A 16,805-nucleotide genomic window follows, 5' to 3' on the forward strand; every position below is an offset into this window, starting at 1 on the left:
CGTAATCGAACTGCAACTCGTACTCTCTATCGCTCGTAGCCCAGTTCCTCGCTCACGAGGTCTGCGGCGTTTCGTATCGCACCGACCGACGAGAGGTATCCGGCCCCGACGGTCGCCTTCAAGGCTTTCGCGGCCGTGCCGGTGAGGACCGTCGGACCGATCTGGGCGACGGCACCGTCGCCGACCGACACAAGCCACCCCGGCGAGTCGAACGCGAAGGGTTCGAGTCGCGGTTCGAAGATGTCGTCGCCTTCGCGGTCGTACGCCACGAGGTTGGCGACGTTCTCGGCGACCGCGCGGGCCTCCCTGACTGCGGCCTGCGCGCTGGCCGGGACCGGTTCCCCGTCGGCGTCCACCACGCGCGCCGCGTCACCGACGACGAAGGTGCCGTCGCCGAGGCGAAGGGTGTTCTTCACCTCGGGTCGCTCGCCGTCGAGTGCGGCGGGTCCGCGGATGCCGCCGGTCCAGACGAACTGGTCGTAGTCGAGTCGCCCGTCGGATCCGAGTTCGATAGAGTCGGCGTCGGCCGAGGCGACTGCGGTGCCCGTCCGAATCTCCACGTCGCGGGCTTCGAGTTGGTCGCGGACCGCCGTCTGAAAGTTCTCGGGGAACGACGGCGCGACGCTGTCGAGTTGTTCGAGCAGGGTGATAGTGACGTTCTCCCGGGCGTCCTCTTCCCGAGCGAACGCCGCGAGTTCGCCCGCGACCTGCACCCCCGACAGGCCCGCGCCGCCGACCACGACTCGACTGGTTCCGTCGCTCTCGGAGTTCCCTCCGCCGTCGGCGTCGAGTGCGTCGAGGAAGTCCGCCCGGATGCGCTCGGCGTGACCCAGCGTCTTGAGCGGCGTGGCGTGTTCCTCGACGCCCGGCAGGTCGTAGAACGCGGTTTCGGCCCCGAGACAGACCGCGCCGTAGTCGTAGTCGATGGTCCCGCCGGAGGCCAGCGAGACGACGCCCGCGTCGGGGTCCACGTCGGCGACTTCGGCCTGCCGGAGTTCCGCGCGGTCCAGCACGGTTTCGAGGTCCACCACGATCTCGTCGGCCAGCGACGGTCGGCGAATGGCCCGGTGGAGTTCGTGCTGGACGAGGTGCTGGCCGGTCCGTTCGACCACCAGGATCTCCACGTCGTCGGGGACGGTGCGCTCTAACTTTCGGGCGAGGGTCAGTCCGGCGTAGCCCGCGCCGAGGACAGCGATTCGCATTCGGTCGGAGCTTAGGAGCGAGACGGCTTGAAAGTGGGGTTAAAACAGCGCTTCGCTCTCGTCCAGAATCTCGGCCGGGCCGCCGACCTCCCAGACCATCGTCTCGACGCCGCAGTCGGCGACGACTTCCTCGACGCGCTCGACGTGTTCGTCGGTCGTGTTGACGTAGACGCTCGCGCCCGTGTCGGTCGAGAAGTAGACCGGAACGCCCTCGTCTCGGAGTTCGCGCACGGCGTTGAAGATGGCTATGGTGTCGGGCTTCCAGTAGACCCACCCGGACGGGCCGGTCATCGTGGTCGCCGCCAGCGACAGCGAGTCGTGTTCGGCGGTCTCGAAGACGCGGTGGAAGTCACCTTCGCGCAGGGCGTCGCGCATCTCGGCGAGTTGGTCGTGGATGTGTGCGAGTCGCGCCTCGAACATGTGGCTGTCGGCGGCCTCGCGGTGGGCGTGTTCGGTCTCCTTGTAGGCGGGCACGAGACCCGCGACGATTCGGAGGTCGTCTTCGAGCGGCGAGTCGAGTCGCTCGGAGCGACAGTCCTCGTCGTTGAGTCCGGTGTGGAGGTCGGAGAATCCGCCGGTCACGGCGCGGGCGGCCGACGACGACCCGCGGCGCGCGATGGTCGAAATCTCCGGCCGAGAGAGACCGAGGTCCGCCGCTTCGGCGAGCGCCATCGCCGCGGCGGCGAATCCGGACGAGGAGGAGCCGAGTCCGACGTTCGAGGGGAAGGAGTTCCGACTCTCCAGTCGGACGGGGTACTGGGCGTGGTCGGCGTCGGCGAGTTCCCGCACGCGCGAGACGACGTTCGCCACGCGGTCGGCCTCGTGGTCGGCCAGTTCCTCGCCGCCGACGACGAAGGTGTCCGAGTCGAGGTCGGGGTCGAACTCGACGGTGGTCTTGGTGTGGCTCGGCGCGGTACAGAGGCTGATGCTGTCGTGGTAGGGGAGTCGCAACTGTTCGTCGCGCATCCCGTGATACTTGACTAAGCCTTGGATGGGGTGAGCCTTCGCGGTCGCCTTCATGCTTTGACGGGGGTGGTTCTGGTGGTTAAAACTCTCGGTACTCAGATAGTGGCGTCCGACGAGCGAGAGGCAAACATACGTAATTATTTAGCAATCGTACGTATTTTCTAGAGCATCCGATAGAGTTATTCGGTCGAGCAGAAAGCTAGCTTCGGGTTCGAGCCAATCATCGCGCGCCTCGGCCCTCCCCGATCTCCTCACTCCCCGCTTCGCGGGGTCGTTCGTCCCTCGCGCACGTTACTCGCGCGCGCCACAGTAGATTGATAATCTTCGCTCAATCGTTCCCTCACCTCGGCGCGCGCGGTCGCGCCCTCGTGGCGCGACCACTCGGGCGAGGTATTCAGGAGCGGAGTGACTGAAGGCTCGTCAGAGTGTACCTCTAACGGTGGACGACTGAGCGAAGCGAAGGAGGTCGGGGAGGTGTGAGGCCGTCGCGGGCGGTGACTCCTCTGTGACGGGAGTAAGTAGCTCCAACGACTAACCCGGAGGATTCCCGCGCAAGGGCAACAGATTCGTCGGTGTCGTCGAGTCGACTTCACGGCGTTCCCCGGAGAGTAGCGAACCATTCAAACCCAGGCCACACCACGAAACGGACATGGGAGAGCCACTCGACACCCGCGAAGCCCAGGCCGAGGAGGTCATCGACAGACTCTACGACGAGTATCCCGACTCGACCATCTCGCTCGACTTCTCGAACCGCCTCGAACTCCTCATCGCCGTGATGCTCTCGGCCCAGTGTACCGACGAGCGCGTGAATGAGGAGACCGAACACCTGTTCGAGAAGTACGAGACCGTCGAGGACTACGCCGAGGCCGACGAGGACGAACTCTCGGAGGACATCGGCTCTATCACCTACCACAACAGCAAGGCCGACTACATCAAATCCTCGGCCCGGACCATGCTGGAGGAACACGACGGCGAGGTTCCCGACACGATGGACGAGTTGACCGAACTCAAGGGCGTCGGGCGCAAGACCGCCAACGTCGTCCTCCAGCACGGCCACGACGTGGTGGAAGGCATCGTCGTGGACACGCACGTCCAGCGACTCTCGCGCCGCCTCGGTATCACCGAAGACGAGCGCCCGGAGGCCATCGAGGAGGACCTGATGGGCATCGTCCCCGAGGAACACTGGCAGCAGTACACTCACCTCTGCATCAGCCACGGACGGGCGACCTGCACCGCGCGGAACCCCGACTGTTCGAACTGCGTGCTGGAGGACGTCTGTCCGTCCTCGAAACTCGACCATGACGTGGACCTCGCCAGCGGTGAGGCGTGGGACGCGTAGATAGAACCCCGTGGAGCGGTAGCGACGAAGCCGAAATCCGTCAGTGTAGCAGGTAGTCCATGACGAACCGAACCATCCCGAGAATCCACGCGAGTATCCAGAAGAGGACGTAGCCCGCGACGCCGATGCGGAGGCGACCTCGCCACGCGCCCATGTTCTCGTGGAGTTCACCGATGTCTACCTCGCGTTCTGTCGCGTCGCGTTCGTACAGGTCGTGTTGGTGTTTGACCTGAAAGATGCGGACGATGCCCGTCAACGCGACCACGAGCATGGCGTACGCCTGCAACCCCAGAAATGCGTGGAGAGCCGCGAACCCACCGAGTTGGTTCAGGAAGCGCGGGGCCATCCACGTCACCATTGGTATCGTGGTCAACAGTAGCCCCACCGTGATGAACTTGAGGTGGTGTATCAGCACGTCCCAGGTCACCACGTCCTGGTCGAGGATGTACCACGCGCCGTAGAGGTAGAAGGGGAAACTGGCAGTGACGACGAGGGCGACCACGGTCGCAACCAGCGTCTTGCTCGCCATGCGCGGCGGTTAGGAACGAGGGTGGTTAAGGGGTGCGGAAGCGGTCGCGCCTGATTTCGCGCCCGCGAAGTAACGTCGGGGCGCTTATGCGGCTTCAGGTCTGAGTTTCGGACGATGACCGACGCCTCGGACGATCCGGCGGGCGAACGACCCGCGGACGCCGCAGAGCCGCGGGACGGGGACGCGCCCGAGAGACGCGACGACGCCCCCGCCGACGAGGACCGCGAGGAACAGGCGACCTCCCGTGACGAGGAGGACGCCGAACTCACCCCCGAGGAGATCGAGGAGAAGTACGACTTCGAGGACTTCGGCCCGCGCGACATGGCCGAGATGAGCTACGAGGAGTGGGAGGTCGCGTTCGACCACGACTCGTGGATCACCGGCGAACCACTCCTCGACAGGGTGGAGGCCGACCTCAAGAGCCGCGTCGCCGACCGCGACGTGTTCGCCGTCGTAGAGCGCATCGAACAGGACGGTGAACCGCAACTGCTCGCGTACTCCGACGAGGGGTACGCCGTGGTCTACCCGGACGGGACCGTCGAGGGGAGCGGCACCGTCCTCCGGGACGTGAAACCCTCGGTCGCGCTGGCGTCGATGGAGAGCTACGAGGTGCCGGACGTGCCCGAGGGCAACGTACTCCCCGACCCCGCCGAGGTACCCGAGGGCTCGGGTAAACTCGGCAATCAACTGATGCAGGTCGTCGCCGCCGTCCACGTCCTCGCGGGAGTCGCGCTGTTCGCCGCGTGGATCGCGACGGGACTTCCCCTCGTGGCGGCAGTGGCCGCGTTCGGGTTCTTCTTCTTCGGCGTGTTCGTCTTCTTGCTGGTGGCCAACGCCCGGCTCTCCGATCGGTTCCGTGCCGAGGAGTACCGCAACCGCCTCCGGGCGGTCGGCTTGGAGGACGACGAGCGGCCCGAGTTCCTCCCGAACGGGGACGAAGCGCCCGAGTCGGGCGATTCGCTCCCCGACGAGCGGCCGAACGACGACGCGACCGAGACCGAAGTGTCGTCGGCCTCCGACAGTGGTAACTAGGGACATACTCGGCGCGTCGGCCGCCGAAACCCCGCTACGGCGGCATCGGTGGCTTTAAGCAATTCCTGTCCTGACTTTCATCTGTATGAAGAGGCGGGACTTTCTGATGGCAGCCACCGGTGTTGCTGGCGGCGCTGGGGCGGGCGTAACGGCCGCCTCGGCACAGGAGACGACTACCACGTCGTCCGGCAATACCACTGCCTCCGAAAACGAGACCACGACCGCCGCCAACGGGACGACGAGCGGAGACGCGTCCGGCGGTGGCGGTCCGACAGAAGAGGTAGTAGTCGGTCCAGGCGGGAGCCTCGTGTTCGAGCCCGCCGAGCTGACTATCGCACCCGGAACGACGGTCAACTTCGTCTGGGAGTCGGACAACCACAACGTCGTCCCCGAGAGCCAACCAGACGGTGCGAACTGGGAAGGAACCGAGGGCGGCGAGAGCAAGACGTACGACACCGGCCACGAGTACAGCCACACGTTCGAGACCACCGGCACCTACGAGTACTTCTGCCAGCCCCACAAGACCGCTGGCATGGTCGGTACCATCACCGTCCAAGAGGGCGGCGGTGGCGGCGGAGGCGGTGGCGGTGAAGCGGAAGCCGACCCCGAACACATGGGCGTGCCGTTCCAGGCCCACTTCGTCGGGCTCGCCACCCTCCTGATGATGGCCGTCTCGCTCATTTACACGTTCTTCCTCCTGAAGTACGGCGAATCACCGCACGCGAGTGGGAGTAATCGATAACCATGTCATCCACAGGTTCAACGTACGGCGACATTCACCGCTACGAACCGGCCAGAGAGAGTACGGCCGCGGCCATCGCCATCGTCCTCCTGACGGTGGTCGAGGTCGTGTTCGTCGGTCTGTTCACCTACGGACTGGTGAGCGGTTGGGGGTACAGCGAAATCGGTAACATGTACCTCGGGTTCATCCTCGCGGTCATCTTCATCGACCTCGCGTTCATCCTCTTGTTGTACCGCAAGGAGTTCCTCCCCGACGTGATGATCGTCAAGAAGCGTCGTCGCAAGTGGGAAGACCTCTACATCCGCGAAGAACAGCAGTACGGAACTGAGTCGCTCGGTAACGCGTGGGACCAGTTCAAGCAGGCCGTCTATCCCTACTACAAACGATAACCATGCCAGAAGAAGACGACAAGTATCCGAAAAGCACAGGTCGTCGCCGCTTCGTGAAGGGCGTCGTCGGAAGCGCCTCGCTCGCCGGGGTCGGCACCGCCGCCGCGGCGGGAATCAACTCCGCCACCGCGCCCACGGGCGCGGGCGGTGGTATCACGCAGTTCATGGCGATGGAGAACACCTCCGGTCCCGCTCCGCGCGGAATGCCCCAGATTCCGGTCGAAATCGACTCGGAAGGCTACCTCAAAGGAATTTGGCCCGAAGTGAAGACGGTTACACAGCAGGGCCGCGAGGTCAAAATCGCCGAGATGGAACTCGGTGGGGTCACCTACTCCGCCGAGTGGTTCCAGTACTGCGGCGTCCAGACCTATCCCGGCGTCAAACCCGACGCCGACCAGGACAACTTCTTCCGCTACAGTGGCAACTCGAAGTTCGAGTGGCAGAACGAAGAGGTCAGCGAAGGCGACAAAATCCACGTCGACGACTTCAGCGACTACGAGACGTGGGGCAACGGCATCGGCCAGAGCGGCCTCGGCAAACCCGCCCAGGGGTCGTGGCGCTCGCAGGACGTGCCCCCGAGCGGAACGATGCCAGTTCAGGTCATCCGTAGCAAGCGCGTCGAACAGATGGCCAAGCGCGACGACTGGATCGAGGCCAGTACCGAAGAAGGATTTATCGCAAACCTGAACAAGTGCACGCACTTTTGTTGCGTGCCGACGTTCAAAGGACTACCCGGGTCGAGGGTCGCCAACGCACAGGACAAGATCTACTGTCAGTGCCACCAGTCGGTGTACGACCCGTTCAACGTCGTGAAGAAATCGTTCGTGGCACTCCCGCGACCGGAGGGCGAGTAACATGAGTATCGAACGCAAGGACGAACACGACCACGGCGAGTGGATGCGGACGAAGGAACTCACGCCGGTCGAGACGACGTTCCTGACGGCGCTCATCTGGATGGACAAGCGATTCCGCATCGTCGACTACCTCGAGATACTCGAGACCCTCTACTACAGGGTCAACATGCAGATGCCGAAGAGCCACACCGAGCAATACAGCTTGGACAACAAGTTCTGGTACTGGTATCCGCTGTACGCGCTCGGGAGTTTCTCGACGATAGCGTACGTCGTCGCCGCACTGAGTGGGGCCTTACTCGGGTTCTACTACGCGCCAGCGACGGTTTCGGCGTCGGGAGACGCCTCCGCGGCGTACAACCAGTTGGCGTTCATCATGACCGACCTGAACTTCGGCTTCATGCTCCGGTCCATCCACCGATGGTCGGCGCAGGTGATGGTCGCCGCGGTGTTCCTCCACATGCTCCGAGTGTACTTCACCGGCGCGTACAAGGAACCGCGCGAACTGAACTGGATAATCGGCATCATCCTCATCAGCCTCACGATGGTGTTCGGGTACACGGGGTACCTGCTTCCGTGGGACCAGCTAGCGTTCTGGGCCGGACAGATCGGGGTCGAGATGAGCCTCTCGATCCCGCTCGCGGGCGAGTGGGTCGCCCAACTGCTGTTCGGTGGCTTCAGTCTGGGACAGGCGACGCTACAACGGATGTACATCCTGCACGTGTTCCTGCTCCCGTTCGTGGTGACGACGCTCATCGCGGTCCACATCGGTATCGTGTGGATTCAGGGTATCGCTGAACCTCACTAACTATGACAGACGAACAAGCAAAAACCGACGGCAGCGGCGAGGCACAGACAGACGGTGGCGGCACCGGTATCGTCCCGCCGGACGACGAGACTCCGACGTGGAGCGAGCGCAAGGAGCGTACTCAGGGTCTCTCCCGGCTGACTTACGAGTACTTCGAGCGTGCGCGTCGAGAAGACCAGGACCTCCGACAGGAGTCCAGTTACGTCGAGCGTGACGTGCTGGCGTTCCCGGTGTGGCCCCACGAGATGATTCGGAACCTCTCGCTGACGAGTTTCTTCGTCGGGATGATAATCTTCCTCTCGGCGACGCTCCCGCCGCACCTCGGGCCGCCCGCCGACCCGAGTTCGACCCCGGCGGTCATCCTGCCCGACTGGTATCTCTACTGGTCGTTCGGCCTTCTGAAGCTCGGCCCGCTCAACCCCGAACTGGCGATTCTGGGCGGCGACAAGCTGATGGCCGACCGGACGTACGGCGTGGTCGCCAACATCGTCGTGGTCGGGTTCATCGCAATCGTGCCGTTCCTCAACAAGGGGAGCGCGCGGCGTCCCGTCGAACAGCCCTTCTGGGCCGCGGTCGGCATGGCGGGCTTCGTGTTCGCGTGGACCATCAGCGCGCTGTCGGTCAAGAACCTCGCTCCCATCGACTCGCACCTGCTGTTCGACCTGACGTTCCTGGTGCCTATCATAGCAGGAACCATCACGTACGCGGTGCTGAAGTCGATGCGGGAGGGGTACATGTTCGACCTCAACCGGCGGTACTACCGGCTTCGACCGCCGAAGTAACGCCGTAGCGATTTTTCCATGGATTCCAGTTCAGACGACACCGAGGGGGAGTCTCGCGCGCGCGAAGTCGAGGTACCGCTCCGACTCTACAAGGTCGTGACGGTGTTCTCGACCATGTTCGCCGTGACGTTCGTCGTGGGCGGGTTCATCGCCCTCGACGCCGCGACCCAGCGCGCACAGCTCTCGCTCGCGGAGATGGACCTGCCGGTAGCCATCCTCGGTGTGGCGATGATCGCCGCTGGTGCGCTCGTCTACGCGTTCTCCACTCGGTTCCGCGCCGAAGGAATGGGAAAACCTAAAGACGGCTCCGACGAACCATCAAACAATGGCTGACGAATTCGCAAAGGGGCTCGGTATCCTGACGGGCGGTGGCCTCATTTGGATGGTGCTATCGGGTTGGTTCACCACGCCGGGGTTCGAGGACACGCAACTCCTCGGCGAGATTCCCGGTAACTTGGACACGTACGGACAGGCCGCCATCATGCTCCGCGAAGTGATGTTCTGGTTCGTCGTCCTCGGCGTCCTGACGTTCTGGGTCGTCATCCCGGCGATCGACCAGCTGCGAGAAGCGTCGTCGTAGAAGACCGGTCCCGTCTTTCTCGTTTCTACGCCCGACTTCGAGCGACGGCTACGGTTCGCTCGGGGTTCGTTCTCGCCCACGAACCGTCGGGCTTCTCTCGCAACTCGGGCGCAGTCGGCGTCTCGAAATCGGGGTTCGTCGGGTGGCGTGTGCTGGTGTCGCGCCGTCGCGTCGTCGTCGCGCCGTCGGCACGGTCGCTCGGCGGGTGCGGTTCGTCCTCCAGCGTCTCTATCTCGCTTCGCTCGGTGAGGCTGAGAAGATGGGGGTTGCCTCCCCTGCGCTCTCGTAGTCGTGCCACCGCACGGGGTTCGGAGAACGAGGTGGTTCGGTAGATGGCCGCTTCCATCGTCGAATCCGTGAAAGGGCGTCGAGTCCGGTATCTCGTCGGCACGGCCAGTCGAACGTCGAACCGTATCGCAGTGCCGTGAGGTTCGAGGTGGACGACACTACCCGGTCAGAAGACGCGAGTAACGACTCCGTGCGAATCGAGAAAGCGACGAGAAGACCTACGACCGAATCAGACGATGGCGTTCCAGATGGGTTCGACGAGGAAGAAGAGGCTGAGATAGCCCGCGTAGAGGAACACGACGACGGAGGCGGTCATCGCACCCTTGGGACTCGAAAGCTTCTCGTCACTACGGAGTTCGACTTCCTTGGCCTCGAACTCGAAGAAGTCCGTGATGAACAGTCCGAGGACGAGCGTCGAGAGCACTATGCCCGCGTGATGGTGGAGAGTCAGGAGGTAGAACGACCCGAGGACCAGGACGACGTTCGACAACTCGTGAAGCCAGTTGCGACTCAGTTCTTCGTCGTGGTCGTCGCTCCGTGCCTGTTTGCGGTAGTCCCGATACGCCCACCAGCGCGTGCCCATGTTGACCAGCACGAGGGCGAACACCACGTACTCGATGACGTCCGCGAAGAGCGCGTCGACCGGTCCGAGCAGTGACAGCGGTTCCATACACGATAATCGGAAAGGCGACGTATTAAACCTTGATTTCTGCGTCCGTCGATAGCGTCTCGTACCGCCTTCCCTCGTCGGCCTGACCTACCGACGCGCTCGGCTATCGCTCGAAGAACGGGCGACTCTCCGGCACGCGGACCAGTTCCAGTACGTCGTCTTCGACCACTTCGACGTGAGTGTCCGTCGAAACGGTGCAGACGTTCCGGTCGTCGAGCAGAAGCGACACCTCGCCCTCGTCGCGTTCGACCGTCAGCGCGACCGACCGGTCGACCGACAGCACCCAGTGGTCGACGTTCACCGCGAACGACGCGACCGGGACGACGCTCACGACGCCCGTCCCCGGTTCGAGGAGCGGTCCGCCCGCGTTCCGGCCGTACCCGTGGCTTCCGGTCGGCGTGGAGACGACCACGCCGTCGGCGCGGAACTGGGCGACCTGCTCGCCGCGCGACTCGACGGCGTACTCGGAGATGCGAGCGGGTTCGGAGGTGACGAGCGTCACGTCCGCCAGCGCCCGGCCGACGTGCTCGCCGTCGACCGTGACCGCGAGGACCGCCCGCGAGTCAGTCTCGAACTCCCGCGCGAGCAGGGCGTCGAGTGCGCTCGACACCGACTCCGGTTGGGCGTCGGCGGAGTCCGAGTCGGTCTCGACGGACGACTCGGCGTCGGTATCGGTCGCCGTTTCGTCGGTCAGCGTGGCGTCGGACGACGCGACGCCGCCGTAGCCCGGTCCGGCGTCTACCGGGAGAACCGGCGCGTCGACGCCCTCGCGCACGAGCGCGAGCAGGGCCGACTCGCCCACCGCGACGACCGATTCGGGGTCGGCCGCGACGACGTCGCTCGCCGGACCGCGAGTGACGCCGGTCTCGGCCGCGACTGCGTCGCGAATCCGTTCGGTGAGCGTGCCCTCGCCCACGATTCCGAGCGTCATTCGCCTCCGACCCCCTCGACGTTCGCGCTACCCATCGGCTTGCCCTTGGGCCGCCATCCGTGAAAAGGGTACGGAGTCACGCGACTGGTCGCGGTCGCGGGGGTCCGTTCGCTAACGGTCGTCGGAGCATCGGGGGGAGAGGACGTTCGAAAAGTTGCTGTCTACTCGCTACGCACCGGAGAAATCGTCGGAACCGTGTCGTCCACGAAAGCCCCCGCCCGCTCGCGGTCGCTTCATCCACCCGACAGTGGACTGGTCGGCCGGTCGTCACAAGATGGACGACGGTCGCGGATGCGGCCGACGAGGGGAGGCGTGAGTCCGTCGCGGTTGCGGTGCGGTGTCGTGCGGTGCGGGGCGGTACTGTGTAGTGCGGTGTTGTGTGGTGCGGGGCGGTGTTGTGTGATGCGGGGCAGCACTGTGTGGTGCGGCGACTCCGTGGTTCGAGGAGTAGCTAGCTTCTCCGACCTTCCGTCTGCCCGTGGTGTAACGTCCGTGCGGGATAGCTATTTCTATGTCTAAAAAGTATCTACAGATTCTAAGACAATTTATTTATTTCTAAAGTAAAGATATAATCGCTTGCGACCCGCCGCTGGCCGAAAGTCGAGCGGCTCACGACCGACGGTCCTCTGACTCGAGAAAGTGTCCGGAGTCCGCGACCCGACCCTACTCGTCGTAGGGCCAGTCGCCGATGATCTTCATGCCCTCTGCTTGGTCCTCGTCCTCCAGCGCCGCGGCGATTTCCGACGATTCCTTGTGCGCGACCTCGAACTCGTCGCTGGCGAGTCGGACCGTCAGTTCCGTCAGCAGGATGGCCTGCTCTCGGAGGTCCCGAACTTCGAGTTTGTCGAGCGTGTCGGCGTAGGTGTGGCCCCACCCGCGGCCCTCGTCGCCGGTCTCGCTCATGACGTGGTAGCCGGGCACGCCCCACTTGACGTACGGCCAGTGGTCGCTGTGAGGGCCCTGCTCGGGAATCGCCTTCACCGGGTGGCCGAGGTCGTCGCCGACCGCTTGGGCCGCGGATTCGAGCGCGTCGAAGCCGTGGGTGTGGAACGAGAGCGTGCGTCCGCGGACCACGCCGTCGTTGTTCACGATGGCTTTGATGGAGTCGAAATCGCGCTGGTCCGCGTCGTAACCCGACCCCACGAGACCGACCTCCTCGGCGCCGTAGGCGAGGAAGTGGACCCTCGCGTCGAGTTCGTCCTCGCGGGCCGCGAGTGCGCGGGCCATCTCCACGACCATCGCGGTGCCAGCGCCGTTGTCCATCGCGCCCTCCGCGATGTCGTGGGCGTCGATGTGGCTGGTCACGAGGACTTCCTCGTCCGTGTCCGGTCCTAGCTCGGCGTGGACGTTCTGACTCGTGGCGTCGTAGCTGTCGGCCTCGACCGCGACTTCGACCTCCTCGCCGTCCCAGCGCCGCGAGAGGCGCGCGCCGACTTCCTTCGAGACGCCGACCGCGGGCACGTCGCCGATAGGGTCCTCGTCGGTGCCGACGCTTCCCGTCGGCGGGAGACACCCCTCGACGTGGTTCCGGAAGACGAACGCGGCCGCGCCGCCCTCGACGGCGTAGTAGTACTTCTCGCGGCGATGGATGAACCGGTCGTAGTAGTCGGGAACGTTCGAGGCGACCATCACGACCTTCCCCTCGAAATCGGTCTCCTCGAAGTCCTCGGGCAGTCCGTAGCCGAGGTCGACGAGTTCGCCCGTCGCGGTCGCGTCGGGACTTCGCGGGAGCGCGATTGACGACTGAACCGTGTCGTCCGCCCGAATTTTGCTGTCGCCGCGCGTCCAACCCTGAATGCCGAACTCCTCGATTCGAGCGTCGCGCGCGCCAGCGCGTTCAAGCGCGTCGCGGGTCAGTTCCGCGGCCTCGCGCTCGCCGTCGCTTCCGGCCATTCGGTCGCCGACGTCCACGAGCGATTCCAGATGGTTCCACCCGGTATTGCTGGTGAACGTCTCGCCTATCCACTGTGTCATACGACCGCATGAATCCGGGGAGGGCGTAAGTTTTTCGAATCGAAACGTCCGACGATCTTTCACTCGACGGGGGGTTCTCGGGGTGTCTCGTAGACGAATCGAAATCCAGCTTTTAAACGTGGTGGCCAATTTTCGACATTTAGACGCTCCAACAATACTTTATAACGCTGGCTCACGTTCTTCCGATAGAGAGTCGGTGATTGACGACAATGGCAATACAGGCACCTGACGTCACCCGCGTCGTCGCTCCGGACGGTACCGTTGACGAACGAACCGACCCCGACCTGCCGGCGTCGGCGGTGACCGATCTGTATCGACAGCAGGTACTCGCCAGGACGTTCGACGAGAAGGCGGTCAAACTCCACCGCCAGGGTCGCATCGGCACGTACGCGCCGCTCCAAGGCCAGGAGGCCGCACAGGTCGGGGCGGCCTACGCCCTCTCGGAGTCGGACTACTGCTTCCCGACGTACCGCGACCACGCGATGTATCTCACGCGCGGTCTCGACCTCGAAGACGTACTTGTCTACCTGCTCGGCGAGGGCAACTACGTGGACCGCGAGGACCCCGAGGGGCTTCGGACCTTCCCGCCGACCATCCCCATCGCCACCCAACTCCCCCACGCGGTCGGGACGAGCATGGCGGCCGACTATCGCGGTGACGACTGCGCCACCCTCGTCAGTTTCGGCGACGGCGCGACCAGCGAGGGCGACTTCCACGAGGGCATGAACTTCGCCGGCGTGTTCGAGACGCCGACCGTCTTCTTCTGCCAGAACAACCAGTGGGCCATCTCGGTCCCCCGCGAGCGCCAGACCGCCTCCGCCACCATCGCCCAGAAGGCCCAAGCCTACGGATTCGAGGGCGTCCGCGTGGACGGCAACGACGTGTTGGCGGTCTACGGTGCGGTCGAGGACGCCCTCGAAGCCGCGAAGAACGGCGAGGGGCCGCGCCTCATCGAGGCCGTCACCTACCGCCAGGGCGCACATACGACCACCGACGACCCCTCGAAGTACCGCGACGACGAGGAAGTAGCGGAGTGGCGCAAGAAGGACCCGGTAGAGCGAACCCGGGAGTATCTGGAAGACGCACACGACTGGACCGACGAAGACGACAGCGAGCTCCGGTCGTGGGCGGACGACCGCGTGGCCGAGGCCGTCGTAAACGTCGAGGACCGCACCGGTCTCGACGTGGACGACATCTTCGAACACGTCTACGCCCAGACGCCCGACTTCCTCCGGCGACAGCGCAGGCAGGTCGTCGACGAACCGCAGGTCGAGCGATAGTTTCGCGACGCGACCCCCGGTCAGCCGAACCGCTTCGCGGACGCGTTCAGGTGCCTTTTTACTATTCGACCCGCAACCATCTCGTATGACAGTAGCGGACGATTCAACAGAAGAGCACGGCCATCACCTGCCGGCCGTCGAGGACTGGCCTCGCGGGTTCGGTGAGGCGAGCTGGTGGCCCTTCATCACCGCACTCGGTGGTGCGGGCATCTACGTCGGGGCCGCCTTGTTCCTCCTCGCACAGGGACAGCAACCGATAATCGACCCCATCTTCGGACCCGTGGTGTTCGTCGGGGCCGTCGGTCTGTTCCTCGCGGGCCTGTACGGATGGGTCTACCACGCCTTCGTCAAGGCGTTCTGGTCGAGCGACGGTCACGGCGGCGGCGCGCTCCGATGGGGCATGATACTGTTCCTCGGTTCCGAACTCGCCACGTTCAGTGCCGGGTTCGTCTACTACTTCTTCATTCGCGTGGGCACGTGGTCCACCGAAGGATTCCCCAAACTGCTCGGGTCGCTGGTCCTCGTCAACACCGCCCTGCTGGTGCTGTCGAGTATCACGCTCCACTGGGGCCACGTCGAACTCCGCAAGGGTAATCGGAAGAACTTCCTCGTCGGACTGGCGGCGACGCTCCTGCTGGGCATCGTCTTCATCGGCGGGCAGGTGCTGGAGTACTACGAGTTCATCCAGCACGAGGGCTTCGACCTCACGTCGGGCATCTTCGCCAGCGCGTTCTACGGTCTCACCGGCCTCCACGGACTCCACGTCTCGATGGGCGCGGTCCTCATCGGTATCGTGTTCGTCCGGGCGCTCTACGGGCAGTACACCGCCGAGCGACACGTCTCGGTGACGACGGTTTCGATGTACTGGCACTTCGTGGACGCGGTCTGGATATTCCTCGTCGTCGTGCTGTACGCCGGCGCGGAAATCACGGTCTGAACCGATTCTTTCCCGTTCGTTTTCTTCGCCCGCGAGATTCGATTCGACACCCGACGGTCACTCCGAGCGGATTCGAGTTCCCACACAGTTTTGTCGGTAGACTGTGATTTCGTGCGATAGGTATGACGACTCCCGCTCGGTCTCGCGGCGACGACGCTCGGCGACAGGTCGTCGTCATCGCAGTCGCAGTCGCGGTCCTCGTCGCCGGCATCGGAGTAGCCGCCACGTCGGTCCCGACCGGAACCGACGACGTATCGTCGTCTGCCCCGCTCGACGCCACCGACGGGCTCGACCGGTTGCACGACGCGGGCGTCACCGGCCAGAACGTCAGCGTGGGCGTCGTCGGCGTGACGGGGTTCGATCCCGACAGCGACGACCTGGACGGCCGGGTCGCGGACTCGCGGTCGTTCGCGGCGGGCGAGACGATTCGCAACGGCGGCCGGAACGACCACGGCACCGCCGCGGCGTCGCTGGTCGCCCAGACCGCCCCGGGCGCCGACCTCCATCTCGCGTCGTTCGACACCGCCGACGGCTTCCGCGACGCGGTGGCGTGGTTGGTTCGCAACGACGTGGACGTTATCGTCGCGCCGGTCTCGTTCTACGGCAAGGCCGGAGACGGTTCGTCGGCGGTGGCGCGAGTCGCCAGCCTCGCCGCAGACCACGGCGTCGCGTTCGTCGCGCCGGTCGGTAATCTCGGACAGGGTCACTGGCAGGGCCGGTTCGCGCCGACCGACCGCGGAGTCCACGGGTTCGACGGCGGGACGCGAAACCACCTCCTGGGCGATTCGCGGAGGCTCACGCTCTGGCTCTCGTGGGAGGAGTGTGAGTCGCCCTGCGAGTTCTCGATGGAACTGTATCGGTCGGACGGCCCTCGGTCGGGCGAAACCGACGGGACCGACTCCCGACTCGTCGCCCGGTCCCGGCCCTACCCGAGCGACGACACGCCGAACGAGCGAATCGTCGCCAGAATCGACCCGCAAGCGACCTACTACTTCGTGATTCGAGGGTCTCGGAACGCGACGGCGACTCCCATCGAAGCGTCCTCGCCGACCCACCGCTTCCAGTTCCGAGAGCGCGCCGGGAGCGTCGTCGCACCCGCGACCGCCCGGGACGCGCTCGCAGTCGGCGCGTACGACTCCCAACGCGACCGAGTGGAACCGTTCAGTTCTGCCGGACCGCTCGACGACGGTCGGCCGGGTGTGGACGTGGTCGCGCCCGACCGACTCCGCGCAGCGGGCGAACCCGGCGGTCTCGTCGGGTCGTCGGCCGCCGCGCCGTACGCCGCTGGCGTCGTCGCGCTCGTCCTCGACGCCAATCCGGACCTCGAACCGGGAGACGCCGAGACGGTCCTCGAACGAACCGCCCGCGACGTCGGTCGTCCGGGAGCCGACCTCGTCGTCGGCGACGGTCTGGTCGCGCCTCGGCGGGCGGTCGAGCGTGCGCGAAACATCACGCCGAATCGGGCTCAAAGCCGGGTTTTAGCTATGGACAGCTATTACTAACCG

Annotated in this window: 19 protein-coding genes; 12 read left to right on the forward strand and 7 right to left on the reverse strand. The window is 64.9% G+C overall.

Going from position 1 to position 16,805, the window contains the following annotated elements:
- Positions 1 to 26: 26 nt before the first annotated feature.
- Positions 27 to 1,202, reverse strand: coding sequence for an NAD(P)/FAD-dependent oxidoreductase (locus E2484_RS00150; RefSeq protein ID WP_137283211.1), 1,176 nt, complete (start codon positions 1,200 to 1,202; stop codon positions 27 to 29).
- A gap of 39 nt (positions 1,203 to 1,241) precedes the next feature.
- Entirely contained in the window at positions 1,242 to 2,222 is a 981-nt protein-coding gene (gene mvaD / locus E2484_RS00155) for a phosphomevalonate decarboxylase MvaD (protein ID WP_137283212.1), read from the reverse strand.
- A gap of 595 nt (positions 2,223 to 2,817) precedes the next feature.
- Between mvaD and nth the strand changes: the two genes are divergently transcribed.
- Positions 2,818 to 3,507 (forward strand): endonuclease III, encoded by a 690-nt coding sequence (nth, locus tag E2484_RS00160; RefSeq protein WP_137283213.1) that lies wholly within the window; start codon positions 2,818 to 2,820, stop codon positions 3,505 to 3,507.
- 40 nt (positions 3,508 to 3,547) lie between these two features.
- Here the strand turns inward: nth and E2484_RS00165 are convergent, their stop codons facing one another.
- Positions 3,548 to 4,036 carry a DUF7321 family protein gene (locus tag E2484_RS00165; RefSeq protein WP_137283214.1) on the reverse strand — a complete coding sequence of 163 codons (489 nt, stop codon included), beginning with the start codon at positions 4,034 to 4,036 and terminating at the stop codon, positions 3,548 to 3,550.
- A 114-nt stretch (positions 4,037 to 4,150) separates the two neighbouring features.
- On the opposite strand from E2484_RS00165, the gene E2484_RS00170 reads away from it, so the two are divergent.
- The 8 genes from E2484_RS00170 (at position 4,151) to E2484_RS00205 (ending at position 9,220) form a co-directional block, all read left to right on the forward strand.
- Positions 4,151 to 5,068, forward strand: a complete 918-nt coding sequence (locus E2484_RS00170; protein ID WP_321111161.1) for a DUF7319 domain-containing protein — start codon at positions 4,151 to 4,153, stop codon at positions 5,066 to 5,068.
- Positions 5,069 to 5,153: 85 nt separating this feature from the next.
- Entirely contained in the window at positions 5,154 to 5,810 is a 657-nt protein-coding gene (locus E2484_RS00175) for a plastocyanin/azurin family copper-binding protein (RefSeq protein ID WP_137283215.1), read from the forward strand.
- 2 nt (positions 5,811 to 5,812) lie between these two features.
- Positions 5,813 to 6,199 carry a DUF7318 family protein gene (locus tag E2484_RS00180; RefSeq protein ID WP_137283216.1) on the forward strand — a complete coding sequence of 129 codons (387 nt, stop codon included), beginning with the start codon at positions 5,813 to 5,815 and terminating at the stop codon, positions 6,197 to 6,199.
- 2 nt (positions 6,200 to 6,201) lie between these two features.
- On the forward strand, positions 6,202 to 7,053 hold the full coding sequence (locus tag E2484_RS00185) for a ubiquinol-cytochrome c reductase iron-sulfur subunit (protein ID WP_137283217.1): 852 nt from the start codon (positions 6,202 to 6,204) through the stop codon (positions 7,051 to 7,053).
- A 1-nt stretch (position 7,054) separates the two neighbouring features.
- A complete protein-coding gene (locus E2484_RS00190; protein ID WP_137283218.1) occupies positions 7,055 to 7,858 on the forward strand; it encodes a cytochrome b in 804 nt (267 codons plus the stop codon).
- A gap of 2 nt (positions 7,859 to 7,860) precedes the next feature.
- Positions 7,861 to 8,640 carry a cytochrome b family protein gene (locus E2484_RS00195; protein WP_137283219.1) on the forward strand — a complete coding sequence of 260 codons (780 nt, stop codon included), beginning with the start codon at positions 7,861 to 7,863 and terminating at the stop codon, positions 8,638 to 8,640.
- 18 nt (positions 8,641 to 8,658) lie between these two features.
- The gene (locus E2484_RS00200) at positions 8,659 to 8,973 is read left to right on the forward strand and encodes a DUF7315 family membrane protein (protein WP_137283220.1); all 315 of its coding nucleotides are present in this window, start codon (positions 8,659 to 8,661) and stop codon (positions 8,971 to 8,973) included.
- The gene (locus E2484_RS00205) at positions 8,966 to 9,220 is read left to right on the forward strand and encodes a DUF7314 family protein (protein WP_137283221.1); all 255 of its coding nucleotides are present in this window, start codon (positions 8,966 to 8,968) and stop codon (positions 9,218 to 9,220) included. The genes E2484_RS00200 and E2484_RS00205 overlap by 8 nt, the downstream gene beginning before the upstream one ends.
- 25 nt (positions 9,221 to 9,245) lie before the next feature.
- Here the strand turns inward: E2484_RS00205 and E2484_RS00210 are convergent, their stop codons facing one another.
- The 4 genes from E2484_RS00210 to E2484_RS00225 form a co-directional block, all read right to left on the reverse strand.
- Entirely contained in the window at positions 9,246 to 9,566 is a 321-nt protein-coding gene (locus E2484_RS00210; protein WP_137283222.1) for a hypothetical protein, read from the reverse strand.
- A gap of 171 nt (positions 9,567 to 9,737) precedes the next feature.
- Entirely contained in the window at positions 9,738 to 10,178 is a 441-nt protein-coding gene (locus E2484_RS00215; protein WP_137283223.1) for a DUF7313 family protein, read from the reverse strand.
- A gap of 103 nt (positions 10,179 to 10,281) precedes the next feature.
- A complete protein-coding gene (locus E2484_RS00220; RefSeq protein WP_137283224.1) occupies positions 10,282 to 11,109 on the reverse strand; it encodes an NAD(+)/NADH kinase in 828 nt (275 codons plus the stop codon).
- 663 nt (positions 11,110 to 11,772) lie between these two features.
- A complete protein-coding gene (locus E2484_RS00225; protein WP_137283225.1) occupies positions 11,773 to 13,083 on the reverse strand; it encodes a M28 family peptidase in 1,311 nt (436 codons plus the stop codon).
- Positions 13,084 to 13,283: 200 nt separating this feature from the next.
- Between E2484_RS00225 and pdhA the strand changes: the two genes are divergently transcribed.
- The 3 genes from pdhA (at position 13,284) to E2484_RS00240 (ending at position 16,802) form a co-directional block, all read left to right on the forward strand.
- The gene (gene pdhA, locus E2484_RS00230; protein ID WP_394347893.1) at positions 13,284 to 14,363 is read left to right on the forward strand and encodes a pyruvate dehydrogenase (acetyl-transferring) E1 component subunit alpha; all 1,080 of its coding nucleotides are present in this window, start codon (positions 13,284 to 13,286) and stop codon (positions 14,361 to 14,363) included.
- An 85-nt stretch (positions 14,364 to 14,448) separates the two neighbouring features.
- Positions 14,449 to 15,300 carry a cytochrome c oxidase subunit 3 gene (locus tag E2484_RS00235; RefSeq protein WP_137283227.1) on the forward strand — a complete coding sequence of 284 codons (852 nt, stop codon included), beginning with the start codon at positions 14,449 to 14,451 and terminating at the stop codon, positions 15,298 to 15,300.
- 122 nt (positions 15,301 to 15,422) lie between these two features.
- Positions 15,423 to 16,802 (forward strand): S8 family serine peptidase, encoded by a 1,380-nt coding sequence (locus tag E2484_RS00240; protein WP_137283228.1) that lies wholly within the window; start codon positions 15,423 to 15,425, stop codon positions 16,800 to 16,802.
- The last annotated feature ends 3 nt before the right edge of the window (positions 16,803 to 16,805 follow it).

It is taken from the genome of Halorussus salinisoli (genome assembly GCA_005239435.1).
Taxonomy (GTDB): Archaea; Halobacteriota; Halobacteria; order Halobacteriales; family Haladaptataceae; genus Halorussus; species Halorussus salinisoli.